Annotated in this window: 17 protein-coding genes; 5 read left to right on the forward strand and 12 right to left on the reverse strand. The window is 59.4% G+C overall.

From position 1 onward, the window contains the following. From ACOYXH_RS11845 to ACOYXH_RS11860, 4 genes are read right to left on the reverse strand one after another with little or no spacing between them, the layout of a single operon-like run. Positions 1-648, reverse strand: coding sequence for a class I SAM-dependent methyltransferase (locus ACOYXH_RS11845; RefSeq protein ID WP_095049036.1), 648 nt, complete (start codon positions 646-648; stop codon positions 1-3). Between the two features lie 36 nt (positions 649-684). Then, positions 685-1809, reverse strand: coding sequence for a PQQ-binding-like beta-propeller repeat protein (locus ACOYXH_RS11850; protein ID WP_095126028.1), 1125 nt, complete (start codon positions 1807-1809; stop codon positions 685-687). After that, entirely contained in the window at positions 1803-2237 is a 435-nt protein-coding gene (locus ACOYXH_RS11855; RefSeq protein ID WP_095049038.1) for a VOC family protein, read from the reverse strand. Before ACOYXH_RS11855 ends, ACOYXH_RS11850 begins: the two co-directional genes overlap by 7 nt. Continuing rightward, positions 2234-3487, reverse strand: a complete 1254-nt coding sequence (locus ACOYXH_RS11860; protein WP_460410735.1) for a tetratricopeptide repeat protein — start codon at positions 3485-3487, stop codon at positions 2234-2236. The genes ACOYXH_RS11855 and ACOYXH_RS11860 overlap by 4 nt, the downstream gene beginning before the upstream one ends. Positions 3488-4256: 769 nt before the next feature. Between ACOYXH_RS11860 and ACOYXH_RS11865 the strand changes: the two genes are divergently transcribed. Next, positions 4257-6230 (forward strand): GTP-binding protein, encoded by a 1974-nt coding sequence (locus ACOYXH_RS11865; RefSeq protein WP_095126029.1) that lies wholly within the window; start codon positions 4257-4259, stop codon positions 6228-6230. A 3-nt stretch (positions 6231-6233) separates the two neighbouring features. Here the strand turns inward: ACOYXH_RS11865 and ACOYXH_RS11870 are convergent, their stop codons facing one another. From ACOYXH_RS11870 to ACOYXH_RS11895, 6 genes are all read right to left on the reverse strand, one after another. Then, complete coding sequence (locus ACOYXH_RS11870; RefSeq protein ID WP_095126030.1) at positions 6234-7202, reverse strand: aldo/keto reductase; 969 nt, start codon at positions 7200-7202, stop codon at positions 6234-6236. Between the two features lie 102 nt (positions 7203-7304). Further along, on the reverse strand, positions 7305-8651 hold the full coding sequence (locus ACOYXH_RS11875) for a glutamine synthetase family protein (protein WP_460064651.1): 1347 nt from the start codon (positions 8649-8651) through the stop codon (positions 7305-7307). Between the two features lie 21 nt (positions 8652-8672). Next, complete coding sequence (locus ACOYXH_RS11880) at positions 8673-9230, reverse strand: helix-turn-helix domain-containing protein (protein WP_258708253.1); 558 nt, start codon at positions 9228-9230, stop codon at positions 8673-8675. 25 nt (positions 9231-9255) lie between these two features. Then, positions 9256-10545, reverse strand: a complete 1290-nt coding sequence (locus ACOYXH_RS11885; protein WP_460064653.1) for an NAD(P)/FAD-dependent oxidoreductase — start codon at positions 10543-10545, stop codon at positions 9256-9258. A 56-nt stretch (positions 10546-10601) separates the two neighbouring features. After that, the gene (locus tag ACOYXH_RS11890) at positions 10602-11930 is read right to left on the reverse strand and encodes an ATP-binding protein (RefSeq protein WP_095049045.1); all 1329 of its coding nucleotides are present in this window, start codon (positions 11928-11930) and stop codon (positions 10602-10604) included. Beyond that, positions 11927-12649, reverse strand: coding sequence for a response regulator (locus ACOYXH_RS11895; protein ID WP_460064655.1), 723 nt, complete (start codon positions 12647-12649; stop codon positions 11927-11929). Before ACOYXH_RS11895 ends, ACOYXH_RS11890 begins: the two co-directional genes overlap by 4 nt. Before the next feature lie 148 nt (positions 12650-12797). Here ACOYXH_RS11895 and ACOYXH_RS11900 point away from each other — a divergent pair, with 148 nt between their 5' ends. The 3 genes from ACOYXH_RS11900 (at position 12798) to proP (ending at position 15527) form a co-directional block, all read left to right on the forward strand. Next, positions 12798-13115, forward strand: a complete 318-nt coding sequence (locus tag ACOYXH_RS11900; protein WP_093431433.1) for a hypothetical protein — start codon at positions 12798-12800, stop codon at positions 13113-13115. Next, positions 13115-13774: a DUF3313 domain-containing protein gene (locus ACOYXH_RS11905; protein WP_460410736.1), complete on the forward strand. Its 660-nt coding sequence runs from the start codon at positions 13115-13117 to the stop codon at positions 13772-13774. Before ACOYXH_RS11900 ends, ACOYXH_RS11905 begins: the two co-directional genes overlap by 1 nt. 250 nt (positions 13775-14024) lie before the next feature. Further along, complete coding sequence (gene proP / locus ACOYXH_RS11910) at positions 14025-15527, forward strand: glycine betaine/L-proline transporter ProP (protein WP_093431427.1); 1503 nt, start codon at positions 14025-14027, stop codon at positions 15525-15527. A gap of 31 nt (positions 15528-15558) precedes the next feature. On the opposite strand, the gene ACOYXH_RS11915 is transcribed toward proP, so the two are convergent. After that, complete coding sequence (locus ACOYXH_RS11915) at positions 15559-16446, reverse strand: LysR family transcriptional regulator (protein ID WP_460410737.1); 888 nt, start codon at positions 16444-16446, stop codon at positions 15559-15561. A 99-nt stretch (positions 16447-16545) separates the two neighbouring features. Here ACOYXH_RS11915 and ACOYXH_RS11920 point away from each other — a divergent pair, with 99 nt between their 5' ends. Next, a complete protein-coding gene (locus ACOYXH_RS11920) occupies positions 16546-17208 on the forward strand; it encodes an NADPH-dependent F420 reductase (RefSeq protein ID WP_095126034.1) in 663 nt (220 codons plus the stop codon). On the opposite strand, the gene ACOYXH_RS11925 is transcribed toward ACOYXH_RS11920, so the two are convergent. Beyond that, positions 17182-17826 (reverse strand): nucleotidyltransferase domain-containing protein, encoded by a 645-nt coding sequence (locus tag ACOYXH_RS11925; RefSeq protein WP_460410738.1) that lies wholly within the window; start codon positions 17824-17826, stop codon positions 17182-17184. The two genes, ACOYXH_RS11920 and ACOYXH_RS11925, sit on opposite strands and share 27 nt — an antisense overlap. Position 17827 lies beyond the last annotated feature (1 nt).

Consider the following 17827-nt stretch of genomic DNA (forward strand, 5'->3'; position numbering starts at 1 on the left):
TCACGCAGCTACGCCTGTCGAGGCTTTTGTGCCTCGGGTGCAGAGCGTTACGCCATGCTCGTGCACACCACCACGTTTTTCCTCCTGGCTGACGGCTTGCAGGCCAGCCGCTTCGAAAGCTTCGAGGAATCGGCTTCGTGACCAGCGTGTCAGCTTGACCTCCAGCTCTTGCTCCCATCCCTGCGACTCTTCGCTTTCTTCGTAATAGTCCACCATGACAATCAGCTCGCCACCGGGCGCCAGCAGGCCGGCGGCTTTTTCGATAGCGGCGGTGACGTCTTCGAAGTAATAGAACACCTCCATGGAAAAAATCAGCTCAAACTGCATGCCCGCCGGTGGGCGCCAGTTCATGAAACTCTCGACATCGATGTCGACATTGTTGCAATCCTCGACTCTGGTTCTGCACATGCGCGCCATTTCCTGACTGAGCTCCACAGCCCGGCAATAGCCGTTGGCAAACTTCGAGCGAGCCATATACTCCAGGGCATATCCGTTGCCCGGACCGATCTCCAGGTAGCGACCTGTAGACGATTCAAGCGCGGACAATACCGGCTCGACCCGTGCCCAATGCTCGCGCGCCATGTCCACCGCGCCATCCTCGATGGCCCATTCGTCGAAGAGCGTCTCGACTTGCAGTTCGTGACTCATCCACCACTCCTGTTTACTGCCGGGGTTCGATCCACGCTAGCGGATCCATTGATAAAAATGCACAGCGTTACGGTGCGAGCCAATCACCAGGTGCCCATCATCAGTGAGCAACGGAGAGGAATGAAATCCCGTGTCGTGCTCCAGTTGCCACAAGGTTTGTCCGCTATGTTGCGCCAGGCAGTGCAAACGCTCGTCGGTGCCGACGAACAACGCGTCGCCGCTTGGCAGCACGGTAAAGGGTGTGTAGCGGAACTCGCAGGCGAGATTGACCCGCCACAACATTTTCAGGCTGTGCAGATCAATGCCGTACACGTGACCGTCATTGCTGCCGACGTACGCCACACCTTCCGGTGACAGACTCGGACACGAGACCACGAAACCGTCGGTGTGAAATTGCCGCAGCACCGTACCGTCGGCAGCATCGAAGACAATGATCTTGCCGTCGACTTCGGTGCCGATGATCCCGCGCCCCGAGGCGTGATCGATCGCAGCAGTGCCTTCAAACCGGCTGGTTTCGGTAATTCTCCAGCGCTCCTCGCCTTCGGGGCTGAAGCACATCAGCACATTGTCTGTGCCGACGATGACATTGCCGTTCCCGTCCAGTGCCGGCGAGCTATAGAGGTCATCCTCAACCTGCTCGTCGAAGGACTGCTTCCACAGCAACGTGCCCGAAACGTGGTCGACGGCGTAGAGCGTATGGTCGTAGCTGCCGGCGTAGACGATATGTCTGGCGGAGTCGATGGTCGGGCTGGCGTGAAACGGCCCTTGCGCCTGAAACGTCCACAGGCATTCGCCGTCACAGGTTATGCGACGTAGCAGATGGTCCTCGCAGCCCACGACGAAACTGCCGTCCGCCGACACGGCGGGCGAGCTATAGACCGGTCCCTGAGTCGCAAACCGCCACTGCGGCTCGCCGTCACTCAAGCGTACGCACTGCAAGCTGTTGTCCCAGCAGCCGAATAGAATCCGGTCATCAGCGATCCTGCCGGGAATGCTCCATACCCTCTCGTCGCAGGAAACCGTGCGTTGAAAAGCAGGAGGAGCCTGCCAGTTCTTGTGCGAGGTTTCGCGCCAGGGTCTGTGGCTGCGCAGCGCCTGGTTGTTTTTGTACCAAGTGCTTTGCAGGTGCTGCGCATATGCCGTTCCGGGTCCGTTCAGCATGAGGTGTGCCTGGCACTTTCGATACCGCCGCCGTACTTCTCGGAGATTTCGACTTTGTAACCGTTAGGATCAATAAAATAAACGGAACGTGAAGAATGGTATTGAACTTCATAGTCCGGCAGCAACTTTACGCCGTGATCGCGAAGTTGCGTCAGCACCCGATCGAAGTCTTCTACTAAAATCCCGAAGTGGGTAATTTCCAGTCCGTCGTTTTTTACGCCGCGGCCTTCTGCATATTCATGCATGCATAAGTAAAGTGTTTCATTGGCACCGATCGTCATCCAGCGGGTAAATGCGCGAATGCCCACTTCCTTGACTTCGAAGCCAAACACGCGCGCATAAAAATCGCGACTCTCTTCAATGTCGGCGACGTCCAGTTGAATATGATCCACAGCAACTATCTTGATCTTGTCGAGTGCAGCGCTCATTGGACTAACCCTCGATATTCGTCGGGCAATATACCGTCAGCTTGCCAACGGTCGATGCAGGACCTGAAGAAAGGTAATTGTTCTGGAAGGTGCTGTAAGGCGACCTCATAACCGGCGACGCCTGCGGATATATTGGTCGTGTCCAGCGACAAGGTGTCTTTGAATGCCGCCAGTGCCTGATCGAAGTTACCCATTTGCTGATGACAGGCACCGATCATGTACTGCGAATACGTCACGCGTGGAAAACCGATATCGTAAGCTTGCTGATAACGTTGCAACGCACGCTGCCACTGCTGATCCTTGACTTCGATTTCGGCAGCCTCGTGATAGGAAATGCTCCAGTGAGGATCGTAGGCGATCAACTCGTCGGCCACCTGGCGTGCGCTCTCGATGTCGCGGGCGACATAGAGCATTTCCTTGAGCTTGGATTCGTAAACAGTCTTGCGCGCTTCCCTTGCCGGAATACTCGCGCCTTTTTCTCCACGGATGACCGCATTGGCATATTCTTCGGCCAGCAGCATGTATTGTCGCGTGGTTGCCACATCGCCCCGGGCTGCCGGCACCATGGCCAGTCCGCGATAGAACGATGACAGCGAAACCAGATCCACCGGCGCGTCGCTCGAAGCAATCTGCCGGGCGGCCTTTTCGCCAGCGTCGATGAACCATTTATTCAATTCATCATCGATGGAATCGCCTTTCAGTTTCCAGACAATCGCCTGCGAGCAAACGTCCAGAACCCTGGACGGTGGCATACGTTGAGCCTGTAGCAATGCCTTGAGCGCAGTGAAGTCTTGCTGATGCGAAGTGGTCATTTCAAGACGGTTCTGAATGGCAAACCGGGTCAGATGAAATGTCACACGCTGGTCGGGAAACAGTGCCTCGTAAGGTATTTTGGTCAATACCTGATTGGCGTAACGGTACCTGCAACTGGCGGCCAGACACTGTGCAAGGCTCAATTTCTGCACCGGCGGGGCCCATTCCAGCATGTCGGCCAACCACTTGACCTTGGTCACCGGGCCATCCATCGGGTAAGAAAAAAACTCCAGTTCGTCGACACCGATTGCGTGGCGCTGCGCCACTTCAATCAGCGTTGAGGGCTCAAGCAGTTGAGGCACCCGGTAAGGCACCTCATCGAAGTTCTGCTCCGCCAGCCCCGCACACACGGAGCGCGACCAATTCGTCGGATGGGCGCCTGAGTCATCATAGAAAAACACGGCGCGCGAAAAAGCATCGTCCAATTTGCTGTGCATATCACTTTCCCTAATGACATGTAGAAACTGCGCTGTCGAGATTAAATACGGCCGAAACAATGCTTCGGCCGTACCTCACAAGACACCGGTATCTTGTGTACAGCGGACAATCAGAGGATGAACAGTGCCGAAAGGATTCGGTTCTGTACGCTATTGAACTTAATCATGTTGAAGCTCCTTTTTAAAAGTATGCATGGCATATCCATGCGATTCCGTTACTTCGTTCACGACCGAATCTTTCAATGCGGCCGAAATGGAAGTTACTGCTTCTCAGAGGATGAACAGCGCCGACAGCATCCGATTTTGTACGCTTTGATATTTGATCATTTCACTGTCTCCATGTGATTTAAAGTTTGCTGCAAATTGCAGCGACGTAAGATTTAGCTGTCATCCGAAGATACGTCAAGAAAGTTCGTGAAAGGCACGCGCCAGGGCCAAACGAACCTTCTAGTTAGTTCCGTTGGCGCTTTTCGACGTGTATCAATGGTTTAAATGAAAAATAACCCGATCATGTTTTTTGCGATGCGCGACGGTGCACAGAAAGTTACCCGCCGTCGCGCCTCGCAATTTCGGCACCTTCAGCGTTAAAAGGTACAGCAGAAACAAATTGCAACAGTCCGTGGTGAATTGACGCACCTACAAACCTCAACTAGTTTAAACAACCGTCACCGGTGGTAACTGGATGTATCCGCCGTGGGACAGCGCATTCGAATGGAGTTCGACCGGCCGACACCCGCCTCGTCAGCCGTATGATCAGGAGCGATCAACCATGAAGTCCCTTAATCTGGGAATCCTCGCGCACGTCGATGCCGGCAAGACCAGCCTTACCGAACGGATCCTGTTCGATGCCGGTGCGCGTTTGCGCCTGGGCAGTGTGGATTCGGGCAACACCTGCACCGACAGCCTGCTGCTGGAACGGGAGCGTGGCATCACGATCAAATCCGCCGTGGCCTCGTTCGAGCTCAACCACCTGCTGATCAATCTGCTGGACACCCCCGGGCACCCGGATTTCATTGCCGAGGTGGAGCGTACGCTCGCCTTGCTCGACCTCGCCGTCGTCGTGGTGTCGGCCGTCGAGGGGGTTCAGGCGCAAACCCGGGTACTGGTCAACGCCCTGCAACGAATGGCGATACCTCATGTTTTCTTCATCAACAAGGTTGATCGTAAAGGCGCCGATTTCCTGCGCACCCTGGAGGCTCTCCAGGCTCAGCTCAAGAGTCACCCGTTGGCCTTGTGCACTGTGCGAGACGCCGGCACGGCACAGGCCACGGTCGAACGCATTGATCAGGCGTCAGCCGAGGTCACGTCACAGTGGCTGGACGTGCTGTGCGAACACGATGAGACGTTGTTGCACGACTACGTGACGGCGGCGCAAACAATCGACGGTTCGCGCCTTGAACAAGTGGTGCGCGAGCAACTGGGCAGAGGCCTGGTCAATCCGGTGTTTGCCGGGTCCGCCATTACCGGTGTTGGCGTCGCACAGATGATCGAGACGCTCACGCGGTTGGCCCCGGCCAGATGTCACGATGCCGAGGCACCTGTGCTTGCCTCGGTATTCAAGATCGACCGGGGCTGGGGTGGGCACCGGCGTTTTCATGTCTGTGTCCAGGCCGGCACGCTGCACGTACGCCAATCGATCGAGACGCCGCAAGGCACCAGCCGGATCACCGCCATTCAGGTCTCCGAAAGCGGCGGTCTGCAACCGGCAACGCTTGCCCGCGCAGGCCAGATCGCTTGCGTCACCGGGCTTGAAGGCGTGCGCATCGGCGATCGGATCGGCGCGTGCAGAGAACGCAACACAGCCGCGCGTACCTTTACCCCGCCGGCGATCGAAACCCATGTTTCAGCCGCTTTGCCAGCGCAGACCAAAGCCCTCTGGGAAGCATTGAGCCTGCTGGCCGAACAGGATCCACTGATCGATTTGCGCCGAAACCCGGCGGGGCTAATGTTCGTTTCGCTGTACGGCGAGGTGCAAAAGGAAATCATCCAGGCCACGCTGCAAGAGGAGTACGCCATCGAGGCGGTCTTCGAGGAAAGCTCGGCGATCTGCGTTGAAACCTTGCAAGCGTCTGGTCAGGCCCAGGAATCAATCGATGAACCCGACAACCCGTTTCTCGCCACCGTCGGTATTCGTGTCAGTCCAGGGACGGCAGGATCGGGGCTCACATTCATTCGTCAAGCCCATGCCGGGCTGATGCCGACGAGCTTCTACAAAGCGATTGAAGAATCGGTCTTCGAGAGTCTCAAGGAAGGCCCGTGCGGCTGGATGGTTCACGATTGCGAGGTGATATTGACCACCGTCGACTATGCATCGCCCTCAAGCACTGCGGCTGATTTTCGACACCTCACACCGCTGGTACTGGCTGCAGCGATCAGCCGCGCCGGCACCGCGGTCTGCGAGCCGCGCAGCCAGTTCAGCATCGAAGTGCCGGCGGCCTTGAGCAGCGCGGTGCATGGTTTGCTGGCCAAGGCCGGGGCCACAATCCATGGCACCACGCTGGACGCAGAGACCGCGCGGATCGAAGGCTCGATCGTCACCACGCGAATCTACAAGTTGCAGCACCAGATACCCGATGTCACCAGCGGCCTTGGTTTTATGGAAAGCCAATTGGCCACGTATACGCCAGTCACGGGCACTGCGCCTCGCCGGGAGCGCACCTTGGCCAACCCTTACAATCGCCAGGATTACCTGCGGCAAGTCAGACTGGGCTTGCGCACCGGACGGCCGGCAAGCAGTGCTTGATGGCTATTGAACCGGCGGCTGGCTGATCTGATTGAGATGACTGACATCGGCGGCCGGCAGGTGCAGTTGTGGCGCCGCCATGATCTCGCGCAATTGCTCGACAGTACTGGCCCCCACCACGGGTGCCACCACCGCAGGTTGCGCCAGCAACCAGGCAAGTGCGACTTGCGTACAGGTGCTGTCGCAGTCCCGTGCAATCCGACGCAGTGATTCAAGGATCTGCCAGTTGCGCTCGTTGAAGTAATCTCTCTGTACACCCGGCGCGCGCGGAGAATCCGGCAATCCTGCCTGCGGGTGGTACAGGCCAGACAAAAAGCCCTTGGCGAGCGGGTTATACGGCAAGAGTCCGACGCCCTCTTCCACGCACAATGGCTGCAGTTCGGATTCGACACGACACCGTTCGAGCAGGTTGTAGCGTTCTTGAACACTGACGTAGCCGACCAGTGCGTTGCGCTCGCTGATCGCCAGTGATTTCATCAGGCGCCAGGCCTTGAAGTTGGAGCAACCGACGTAACGCACCATGCCCCGCTGCACCAGATGTTCGAAGGCGCGCAGGGTTTCTTCGACCGGAATATCATCGTAGTCATCATGGGCCTGATACAAATCGATGCAGTCGACTTGCAATCGCTCCAGCGAACCCTCCACAGCCTTGACGATGTGCCGCCAGGAAAGCCCCTCGTCATTCGGCCCAGGCCCCATGCGCCCGGACACCTTCGTTGCCAGCAATACCTCATTACGCCTGGCCGTGGTTTTCAACCAGCGTCCGACGAACGCCTCGGAAGCCTTGCCACCGACACCGTCGCCCAGAACCGGGTAGACATCCGCGGTGTCGATCAGGTTACCGCCCGCTTCGACATAGGCATCGAACAAGCGGCGTGAGGTAGGCTCGTCGACCCACCAGTTGCATTGTGCGGTTCCCATCGCAATCGCGGAAACCTTGAGTCCCGAGCGTCCCAGTCGTCTGTAGTTCATGATAGATATCGCCGTCCCTGTTACGAAGCTTCCATGATGTCGCGGGGCAGTATAGTGGAGTCTCGGCACCTGCCCCCTTCAAGGCTGACTGCTTTGCAGGTGTCACAAATACCACCGGTACTCCCGCGCACTGATCTCCTGCATGAATGCCAAATGATCCTGGCGTTTATTCTCGCAATATACATCCACAAACTCTGCGCCCAAGCCCTCACGCAACTGCGGCTGATGCTGCATCGCACGCACGGCTTCTAACATTTCCTTGGGAAAATCGATCCCGCTGTTGCGGTCTTCATTCAGCGGTGTGATCGGTTCTTTAGCCGATTCCAGCCCGTGTTCAAGCCCCACCAGAATCGCCGCCAGCACCAGATACGGATTGGCATCCGCCCCCGCCAAGCGATATTCAACCCGCAGGTTCTTTGCGTCCGATTCCGGAATCCGCAAACACGCATCACGATCCTCAAAACCCCAACTGGCTTTGGTCGCGGTGTTCACCGTGCCGCCCAATCGGCGCATTGAGTTCTGGTTCGGCGCGAAGATCGGCATGCTGTGCGGCAGCAATTCCAGACACCCCGCGACTGCATGGCGTAGCGGCTGCTGCTCATTGGCCGCCAACAGATTATTGCCGACTGCGTCGTACAAACTGACATGCACATGCATGCCGCTGCCCGGATGCTGCAAGTACGGCTTGGCCATGAAACTGGCGCGATAACCATGCTTGAGCGCCACACCTCGAGTGCTGCGGCAGAATAACGCCGCCCAATCCGCCGCACGCAAACCGTCGTCGAGATGGCCGAAATTGATTTCAAACTGTCCAGGGCCGAGTTCAGCGGTAATCACCGTGGCGTCGATGCCCTGCGCCCGCGTCGCTTCGACCATTTCATCCAACACCGGCGCGAAGCGTGAGAGCCGCTCGATGTGCAGGTTCGGTTGATCATCGGCGTCGTCGGTCAGGTCGTCGCGGGGGAATTGTGGCAGACCGTCGCGCAGCTTTTTATCGAACAGGTAGAACTCCAGCTCAAAGGCCACCACCGGGTGAATGCCTTTGCGCGCCAGGCGCTTAAGCACCTGTGCGAGCACTTCACGGGGTTCGAATTCGATCGGCTTTTCAGTGTCGTCGGAAGTGATCAGCATCTGCCCCAGCGGCTGCGCTTCCCATGTCACCGGTTTCAGTGTGCCCGGCACCAGACGGCGCACCGCATCCGGATCGCCGTCGTTGAAGCAGTAATCGCCAATCGGGAACAAACCACCCTGCACGCCCAACAGTACGCAATTCTGCGGCAGCTTCAGTACGCTGCCGGCGGCGACTTTTTCGAGCATGTCGATTGGATAACGCTTGCCATAGAAGTGCCCGGGAATGTCCAGGCAAATCAGATCGACATAACGCACCTCGGGGTAGCGTTGGCGAAAGGCACGCACTTCGGCGAGCAGGTCAGCGCAGACAGCGTCCATCGTGTTCATCCTTTGTTGTGATCAGGTGTAGACCCAGAGCACGCGGGCCAGCTGCTCGGAGAGGTTGCCGTAGCGGCAGCGGGTATGGCTGTCGAACTGGAAGCTGTCGCCGGCCTTCAGCGTGATCGGTTCTTCGTCGTTGCCCAGCCATAAGGTCAGCTCGCCTTCGAGGACATAACCGCCCTGCTCCGAGCTGTCGGTCAGATGGCGATCACCGCTGCTCGCGCCGGCTTCCAGATGGCTTTCGAGCATGGAGAACGAGGCGCGGATCTGCGGCGACACCAGAATGTCGGTGATGCCATTGGCGTAATACAGCGTGCGACGCTCGTCCGGGCGCGTCACCCACGGCAATTCCTTGGGTTTGGGCAGGCTGTAGAAATACGTGGTCGGCACGCCGAAGGTTTCGCTGATTGCAGTCAGGTCCGCCACGGTAGGCCGCGACAAACCGCGCTCGACCTGCGACAGGAAGCCCACCGAACGACCGATCTTGTCGGCCAGTTCCTTCAGGGTCCACTTCTTGTGCTTGCGCAGGTCGTGGATGAGGATCGCCAGCGCGGCGATTTCTTCTTGCTTGTTCATGGCCGCGATTCCAAAAAAAGTCTCATCAAATACTGTCGCGCAGTCGATACCAGGCCTTGCCGATGGCTTCCAGCGGTGCAGCGAAATGTTTGCCACCGGGAAAACGGCCATTGCTCAAGCCCTGGTACAGCGCCAATTCATCACTATCGCCGAGGATCGCATTGGACACCGCACGTGCGGCAGCCAATGTCGGCAGGACGCCGTGCCCCGAGTAGCCTTGCAGCCAATAACGGTTACCCTCGCCGCCAACGTCCGGCGTGCGGTTGATCGTCAGGTCGATATGCCCGCCCCAGGCAAACTCGATGCCGACACCCTGGAGCTGCGGGAACACTCGCTCAAGAAACGGCCGCGTCGCCGCCGCGATGTCCTTGGGCATGCCGCCCAGGTAAGTGCAGCCGCCGCCGAACAACAAGCGGTTATCCGGCGTGCGGCGGAAGTAATCGAGGACGAACTGGTTGTCGGTCACGCAGACATTGCGCGGCAACAGCGCCTTGGCCTGCTCAGGCGTCAGCGGTGCGGTGGCGACCTGATAAGTGCCCACCGGCAGAATGCAACTGGACAGTTGCGGGTCGAGTTCATCGAGATAAGCGTTGCACGCCAGCACCAGCACATCGGCGCGCACCGAGCCGCGCGCGGTGTTGACCCGGAAACCGTCGCCCTCCTCCTGATAACTCAACGCCTTGCTTTGCTCGTGGATACGCCCGCCGGCCCGCTCGATGGCGGCCGCCAGGCCAAGCGCCAGTTTCAGCGGATTGAGGTGTGCGCCTTGCGGGTCGTACAGCGCGGCCTGATAGCGATCAGTGGCCACCCATTCGGGCAATTGATCACGAGGAATGAACTGCAAGGCATCGTGGCCCCACTTATGGCTGGCCTCGTGTTGCCATTCGCTGAGCAAGCTGACCCGCCGTGGCATCACCGACGTCCACAAATGCCCGGGGCGATAGTCGCAATCGAAACCATGGCGGCCGGGCAATTCGCGCAATTCGTCGGCAGCCCAGCGCATGCCATCCCAAAGCCGTCTGGCCCGCTCGTAACCGAGAGCGGCTTCCAGCGGCGGCATATCGCACGACCAGCCGAGAATCGCCTGCCCGCCATTACGCCCCGAGGCCGCCCACGCCACGCGACTGGCCTCCAGCACGATCACGCGTTTGCCCGCCAAGGCCAGACGCAGCGCGGCGTGCAGGCCACTGAAACCGGCGCCGATGATCATCACGTCGGCGTCATGTTCGCTTTCCAGCGCCGGCCGATGGCGCAGAATATCGGCGCAACTGTGGGCGTAATAGCTGTCGACGTGCTGGCTGGATTGCTGAAACATTCACGACCCCATGAAATTTGTTTCTTGTAATTTCATGAAAATCTACAGAAGAAATTTCACACAGGCAACTCGACCTTCGCGATCAACCCTCCGCTCTTGCGATTGCTCAGCGTCAATTCACCGCCCTGCTCACGGACGATGGCTCGCGCTGCGGAAAGACCCAGACCCACACCGCCGGTGTCACGATTGCGCGAAGTCTCCAGCCGAAAGAACGGATCGAAGACCTGCTCCAACGCCACCTCGGGAATGCCGGGGCCTTCGTCGCTGATCTCGATGCGAATCGAATACTCGTCACGCTTCAACGCAATGACCGGACGCTGCGCATACTTCAGCGCATTCTCCAACAGATTGACGACCACCCGTTTGATCCCCAGTGGCCGGCCTTCATACACCAGATGCGCCGGGCCGCCGAAGTCGACATTGATCTGCTGATCGCGGTAATCATCGACGATGGTTTGCAGCAGCTCCGACAGATCGAACGCCGTGGTCTGCTCGCGGTGGGTGTCTTCGCGGAAGAACGCGAGCGCGGCGTTGATCATCGACTGCATCTCTTCAACGTCGCGAATCAGTTTGCCCTGATGATCGAGATCTTCCATAAATTCGCTGCGCAAGCGCATGCGCGTCAGCGGCGCACGTAAATCATGGGAGATCGACGCCAGCATGTGCGTGCGCTCGGCGATGAAATGCTGGATCTGCGCCTGCATGGTGTTGAAGGCAATGATCGCCTGACGAATTTCGTCGGGGCCTTCGAGCTTGATCGGCGGTGCGCGCAGGTCGGTGCCAAATCTTCTGGCGGCACGCGTGAAGCGCTGCAACGGATTGGCCAGTTGCCGGGTGGCGACCCAGGCGACGAGCAATGTGGCAATCAGTCCCAACGCGATGACGATCACGATACGCACGCCAAATTCCAGACCCCAACTGCGCTCCGGCGGGATAAATGACAACCAACTGCCATCGACCAATTGCACGACGGCGGCGTAATGCGCCTGGGCACTGCCGTTCGGCCAGTCGCCTGGGCTGAACACCTCGATTTTTCGATCATTGCCCAGCAGTTGCTGCAGCACCGGCACCCTGCTCGCTGGCAGGCGAAGGCCGTCATTGGGCAGATCGAAGTCCGCGCGCTGCGCTTTCCACGACACTTGCAGCATGGCGCTGCTCGCCGCAGCGGCCAGTTGCGGGCGCAGGTTGGCCGGGGCTGCCTCGATCACCCGGGATGTCGCGGCAATTTGCTCGAGCAGGCCGGTGCGTTCAATCGGTGGCCGCGCCCAGATCCCGGCGACTTGCACGAACAGTGCATTCAACGCCAGCGACGCGACCATTGCCGCAATGATCGTCAGGGCGATGCGCCGGCGCAGGGTGTCGCCACGCCACAGTCGGCGAATCACGAGCGGCTGACCTTGGCGGTGAACAGATAACCGCCGTTGCGCACGGTACGGATCAGGTCCGGGCGCTTGCTGTCCGGCTCGATCTTGCGCCGCAGGCGGCTGACTTGCACATCGATACTGCGATCAAAAGCGTCGTGACCATGGCCGTGGGTCAGGTCGATCAACTGCTCGCGGGTGAGTATGCGCTGTGGATGATCGAGGAACACCACGAGCAAATCGAACTCGCCGCCGGACAGCGGAATCATCACGTTTTCCGGTGAGCGCAGTTCACGACAGGTGATGTCCAGATGCCAACCGGCGAAGGCGATCACCGGGCGGGAAGGCTCGACCGGGTTGCGCTGTTCAGCGGCGCGACGCTGCAAGGCACGTACGCGAGCGAGCAGTTCTTGTGGGGCGAACGGCTTGGTCAGATAGTCGTCCGCGCCCAGTTCCAGCCCGACAATGCGATCACTCAGTTCGGCCATGGCGGTGAGCATGATGATCGGAATGCCCAACTGCGCGCGCACCTTCTGGCACAGGCTCAGGCCACTTTCGCCGGGCATCATCACATCAAGAATGATCGTGTCCGGCCGGTTCAGTGCGATCGCCGCCCACATAGCCTCGCCGTGCGGCGCCACGCCGACTTCATAGGCGTGCTGCACGAAGAACTTCTTCAGCAGCGCGAGAATTTCCACGTCGTCGTCGACGAACAGCAGTCTGCTCACAGTTACAGAATCCATGCACCAAAAAAAGCCAATCTAAAGCCATTTCGGCGCCCGGGTCATTTATTTCAATCGAGCAACATTTCTACGCAGCAGACATCAAGCGGACATTCTCTGGCAAAACCTCGCGGGCATTCTGCGGCCATTCCAATCCAAGGGGGTTCGCATGAAGCTATTGAACGACAACCATTGCGCCGAGGGGCACAACAGCAATCGTCCCTTGATCCTCAGCCAGCGCACCGCCGCGCTCGGCCCCGACACGCCGATTGTGTTTCAGGAGTCGTGCCTGAGCGTTTCCAGCGATCAGAGCCGCATCGTCCTGCGCCGCTACTTCGAGCAGTTCAGCCCGACCAATGCGCACTGGGTCGAATACGTCCACAGCATTGCTGCCGCCGACCTGATCCAATGGATCATGAGCCACGGCCAGTTGCACATCGAATGTTCCGACAGCATCGCCACGCAACCTCACAAGGAAACCCGTTAATGACCCGCACGCATTCGCTGTCGCTGGCCCTCGCCACCACCCTGAGCCTGTCCGCCTGCAGCAGTAACAAGGTCGAACACAGCGGTTTTCTGCATGACTACAGCGTCTTGGCCGAGCGCCAGTCGCCGTCCGGCCAGCCTGTCCTGGCGTGGGTCAGCCCGGCACTCGCCCGGGGCCGATATACCCAGGTTTACCTGGCGCCAAGCCAGTTTTACCCAAGTGCCGAGCCGACGTCGCGGATTCCGCTGAGCACGCTGTCCGGGGTCACTGACTACTACGATGCGGCGCTGCGACTGGAATTAGGCAAGGTGATGCATCTGGTCAACCAACCGGGGCCGAACACGTTGGTGGTGCGCCCCGCCATCACCCAAGTGGCGACCAGCACTCAGGGTTTGCGCTTTTATGAGTGGCTGCCGGTCACCCTCGTCGCTGCCGGTGTGAGCACGGCGACCGGCATCCGCGATCAGGACAGCCAAGTCACCACCGAGGTGTCGTTCGAGGACGGTTCGACCGGCGAGGTGATTGCCGAAGTGGTGCGCAAAGGCACCGGTGTGCCGCTGGAGAACGACAAGCAGGTGTTGACCGCCGATGATGTCAAGGTTGTGCTGGATGGCTGGGCCAGCGACCTGCGGCAATCGTATACGGCCATCCGCCGGTAAACACATATCCCCTGTAGGAGCTGCCGAAGGCTGCGATCTTATTGGGACGCGGAGCGTCCCCGGCTGCATTCCCACGCAGAGCGTGGGAACGATCAATCGCAGCCTTCGGCAGCTCCTACACAGGTGTGCAAGGAAAAAAAGCGCCGAGCAGTGAATTATTTCGTGTCCTCATGTATCTGAGCCAAAGAGTACGCGCCATCAAAAAGATGGCATCTACGCGGCACGATGGATCAGCAAAGAGAAGACCCGGATGAAATCACGCAAGAAAACCGTCAAGCCGATCGGCCTGAACGACATCACCATTGTCGACGACGCCAAGATGCGCAAAGCGATTACCGCTGCCGCCCTGGGCAATGCCATGGAATGGTTCGACTTTGGTGTCTACGGCTTCGTCGCCTATGTGCTCGGCAAAGTGTTCTTCCCCGGCGCCGACCCCGGCACCCAGATGATCGCCGCGCTGGCGACGTTCTCGGTGCCCTTCCTGATCCGGCCGCTGGGCGGCTTGTTCTTCGGCGCCTTGGGCGACAAGTACGGGCGACAGAAAGTCCTCGCCGCGACCATTGTGATCATGTCGCTGAGCACCTTCGCCATTGGCCTCATCCCCTCCTATGCCTCGATTGGCATCTGGGCGCCGATCCTGCTGTTGCTGGCGAAAATGGCCCAAGGCTTCTCAGTGGGCGGTGAATACACCGGTGCGTCGATCTTCGTCGCCGAATACGCGCCGGACCGCAAGCGTGGCTTCCTCGGCAGTTGGCTGGATTTCGGCTCGATTGCCGGTTTCGTCCTCGGTGCCGGCGTGGTGGTGTTGATTTCCACTACGCTCGGCGAAGCGAAGTTCGAGGAATGGGGCTGGCGTCTGCCGTTCTTCCTCGCCTTGCCGCTGGGCATGATCGGCCTCTACTTACGTCACGCCCTGGAAGAAACCCCGGCGTTCCAGCAGCACGTCGAAAAGCTTGAGCAAGGCGATCGCGAAGGCCTCGCCGGTGGCCCGAAAGTCTCGTTCAAAGAGGTCGCGACCAAACACTGGCGCAGCCTGATGACCTGCATCGGCGTGGTGGCGGTGACCAACGTCACCTACTACATGCTGCTCACCTATATGCCGAGTTACCTCTCGCACAATCTGCACTACAGCGAAAACCGTGGCGTGTTGATCATCATCGCGATCATGGTCGGCATGCTCTTCGTACAACCGGCGATTGGCTTCATCAGCGACAAGATCGGCCGCAAGCCTTTCATCGTGGTTGGCAGCATCGGTTTGTTCATTCTGGCGATTCCGGCGTTCATGCTGATCAACAGCGGCAAGATTGGTTTGATCTTCGCCGGCCTGCTGATGCTGGCCGTGCTGCTGAACTTCTTTATCGGTGTCATGGCCTCCACCCTGCCGGCAATGTTTCCCACGCACATTCGCTACAGCGCGCTGGCGGCAGCTTTCAACGTCTCGGTATTGATTGCCGGCCTGACTCCGACCGTGGTCGCGTGGCTGGTCGAGAGCACCAATAATCTGTACATGCCGGCGTATTACCTGATGGTCATCGCCGTGATCGGTCTGGCCACCGGGGTGACCATGAAGGAAACCGCGAACAAGCCATTGCGCGGTGCCGCGCCGGCAGCCTCGGACCTTGAGGAAGCCAAGGAACTGCTGCAAGAGCACCACGACAACATCGAGCAGAAGATCGAAGACATCGACGCCGAAATCGCCGCGCTGGAAGCCAAGCGCAAGGAACTGGTGCAGCAGCATCCGCGAATTAACTGAGTCGTTTTATTCACTCATCCAAATCGCCCGGTCAGCCAAATCGGCTGACCGCGGCATCGATGAACTGGCGCACTTTCGCGGTCTTCTGCCGATGCGCCGTGTACAGCAGATGCATCGCTCTGCTCGGCGCCTCAAACCCCTCCAACAACCTCACCAACTCGCCTCTGCGCAATGCCGGTTCAAGAAAGTCGGCAGGCCCCAGCACAATCCCGAAACCATCCACCGCCGCTGACAACAACGCCTTGCTCTCGTTGACGTGCAAGCGACTGCTCACCGGCACGCGCTCGACCTGCGCACCGTTGAAAAACGACCACTCGTGATCGGCAGGCCGTGACCAATAGGCATAACCCAGGCACTCATGTTGTTGCAGATCGGCGGGCACTTGCGGCGTGCCGTGTTCTGCCAGATAGCGTGGCGCCGCGCAGACAATCAAGCGATACGCGGCCAAGGGCCTGGCGGTGAGGCTAGCCGTGGCCAACGGGCCGATCCGGAAAGCCACCTCAACCCCCTCCTCCACCAGATCCACCGCACGGTCTGTCAGGTGCAGATCAATTTCCACTTCAGGGAATTCGCGCAAGAACGCGGTCATGAACGGCATCAGGCTGTACGAACCGAAGGTTACCGGCGCGCTGATCCTGAGCTTGCCGCGCGGCGTGTCATTCATGATTTGCGCCAGCGAATCAGCGGTCTCTGCCTCAGTGACGATGTGCTTGCAGCGCTCGTAGTAGGCCTGGCCCAGTTCGGTCAGGCTCTGCCGGCGCGTGGTGCGATTGAGCAACCGCGCACCCAGCCGCTGTTCAAGGGCGGCCACGTGTTTGGCAACCATTTGCGCCGACATGTCGAGGCGTTGCGCGGCACTGGCGTAGGAGCCCGCTTCGGCCGCCATCACGAAAGCCGCCATGCTGGTCAGCCGATCCATTCGAAACTCCTGTTAGCGAAAGTAAGTAACAGAGTGCAATTTATCTGCATCTGGTCATGAATCATCATAGTGGCTCCCCACCTGACAGAGGAACACACCATGCGAATTGGAATCGTTGGAGCCGGATTCATTGGGCGCGCCGTCGCGCAAATCGCCCTCGCCGCCGGGCACGAAGTAATGCTCAGTAACTCACGCGGCCCGAAGACCATGAGCAGCGTGCTCGCCGGCATCACCGGCTGCCAGATCGGCACGGCCGAACAGGCCACACAGTTTGCCGACGTGGTGTTGCTGGCCATCCCCTACGAACACATCCCGAGCCTGCCGCCAGCCTGGTTCGAAGGGAGAATCGTGCTCGACGCCAACAACTATTACCCCGATCGCGACGGACACATCGCCGTACTCGACACCTTCCAGACCACCACCAGCCGTTTGCTCGCCGAGCATCTGCAGGGCGCCACCGTGGTCAAGGTGTTCAATGCCATCCTCGCCGCGGACTTGCTCACCGATGCCCGCCCGCACGGCTCCAGCGAGCGGCGCGCCCTGCCCGTCGCCGCAGATGACGCTGACGCCAAGGCGTTGGTCGTGGGTTTGCTGGACGAACTCGGCTTCGATGCGGTCGACGCCGGAGGCCTCGATGAGAGCTGGCGATTCGAGCGGGCGAAACCGGCTTACTGCGCGCCGCTGGACAAGTCCGGGCTGGAGATAGCCCTGGCTGCTGCCGAGCGCGAGGTCGAGTTACCCTTGGGCAGTTGGCGGCGCTGATAAAGCCTGAACAGCGTCCAGCCAGTCGTGCTCCGGGTGCAACAGCGTCAAATGTCGAACCAGCCACACGCGTTCCTGCACCGACATCCGCAGTAAAGCCATGGCGAAATCGCTGCGGTCTTTGGCGCGCGTGTGCTTGGCTTTGAACAAGAGAACGGCAGCAGGTCGCAGATACGGAATGCCGGCCGTGCTGCGCATCACCATGTCGGCGCGTGAACAGACAATCGACGGATCGCGTTTATAAAACCAGGTGTCCGGCGTGCCTGGTTCGATCATCACATCCACGCGCCAGGCCTGTGCGGCGCGGTCGTATCCCCAGACCTGAAAAATGTCTGCGGCGGGCAAGCAAATCGCTGACAAAACCTGGAACGTACCGTCCTTCACCGCGTAGAAGTCGAGATCGCTCAGCGCCTGACGAAAACACGCAAAATCCGCCCGCAACACCGTGAACTCCAGATCATTGTGAGTCCGGGTTTGCCGCCCGTGCCACAAGTCCAGCGCCCAGCCGCCGACCACACACCACGGGTAGTTTACCGCGCTCAGACGTCGGGCCAATTCGTCAGGTGTCCAGGGTTGCCATTGCTCTTGATCGGGCACCAGCGGCCGGGCTGTCGTCATG

The sequence above is a fragment of the Pseudomonas sp. Mb7 genome, from assembly GCF_054790525.1.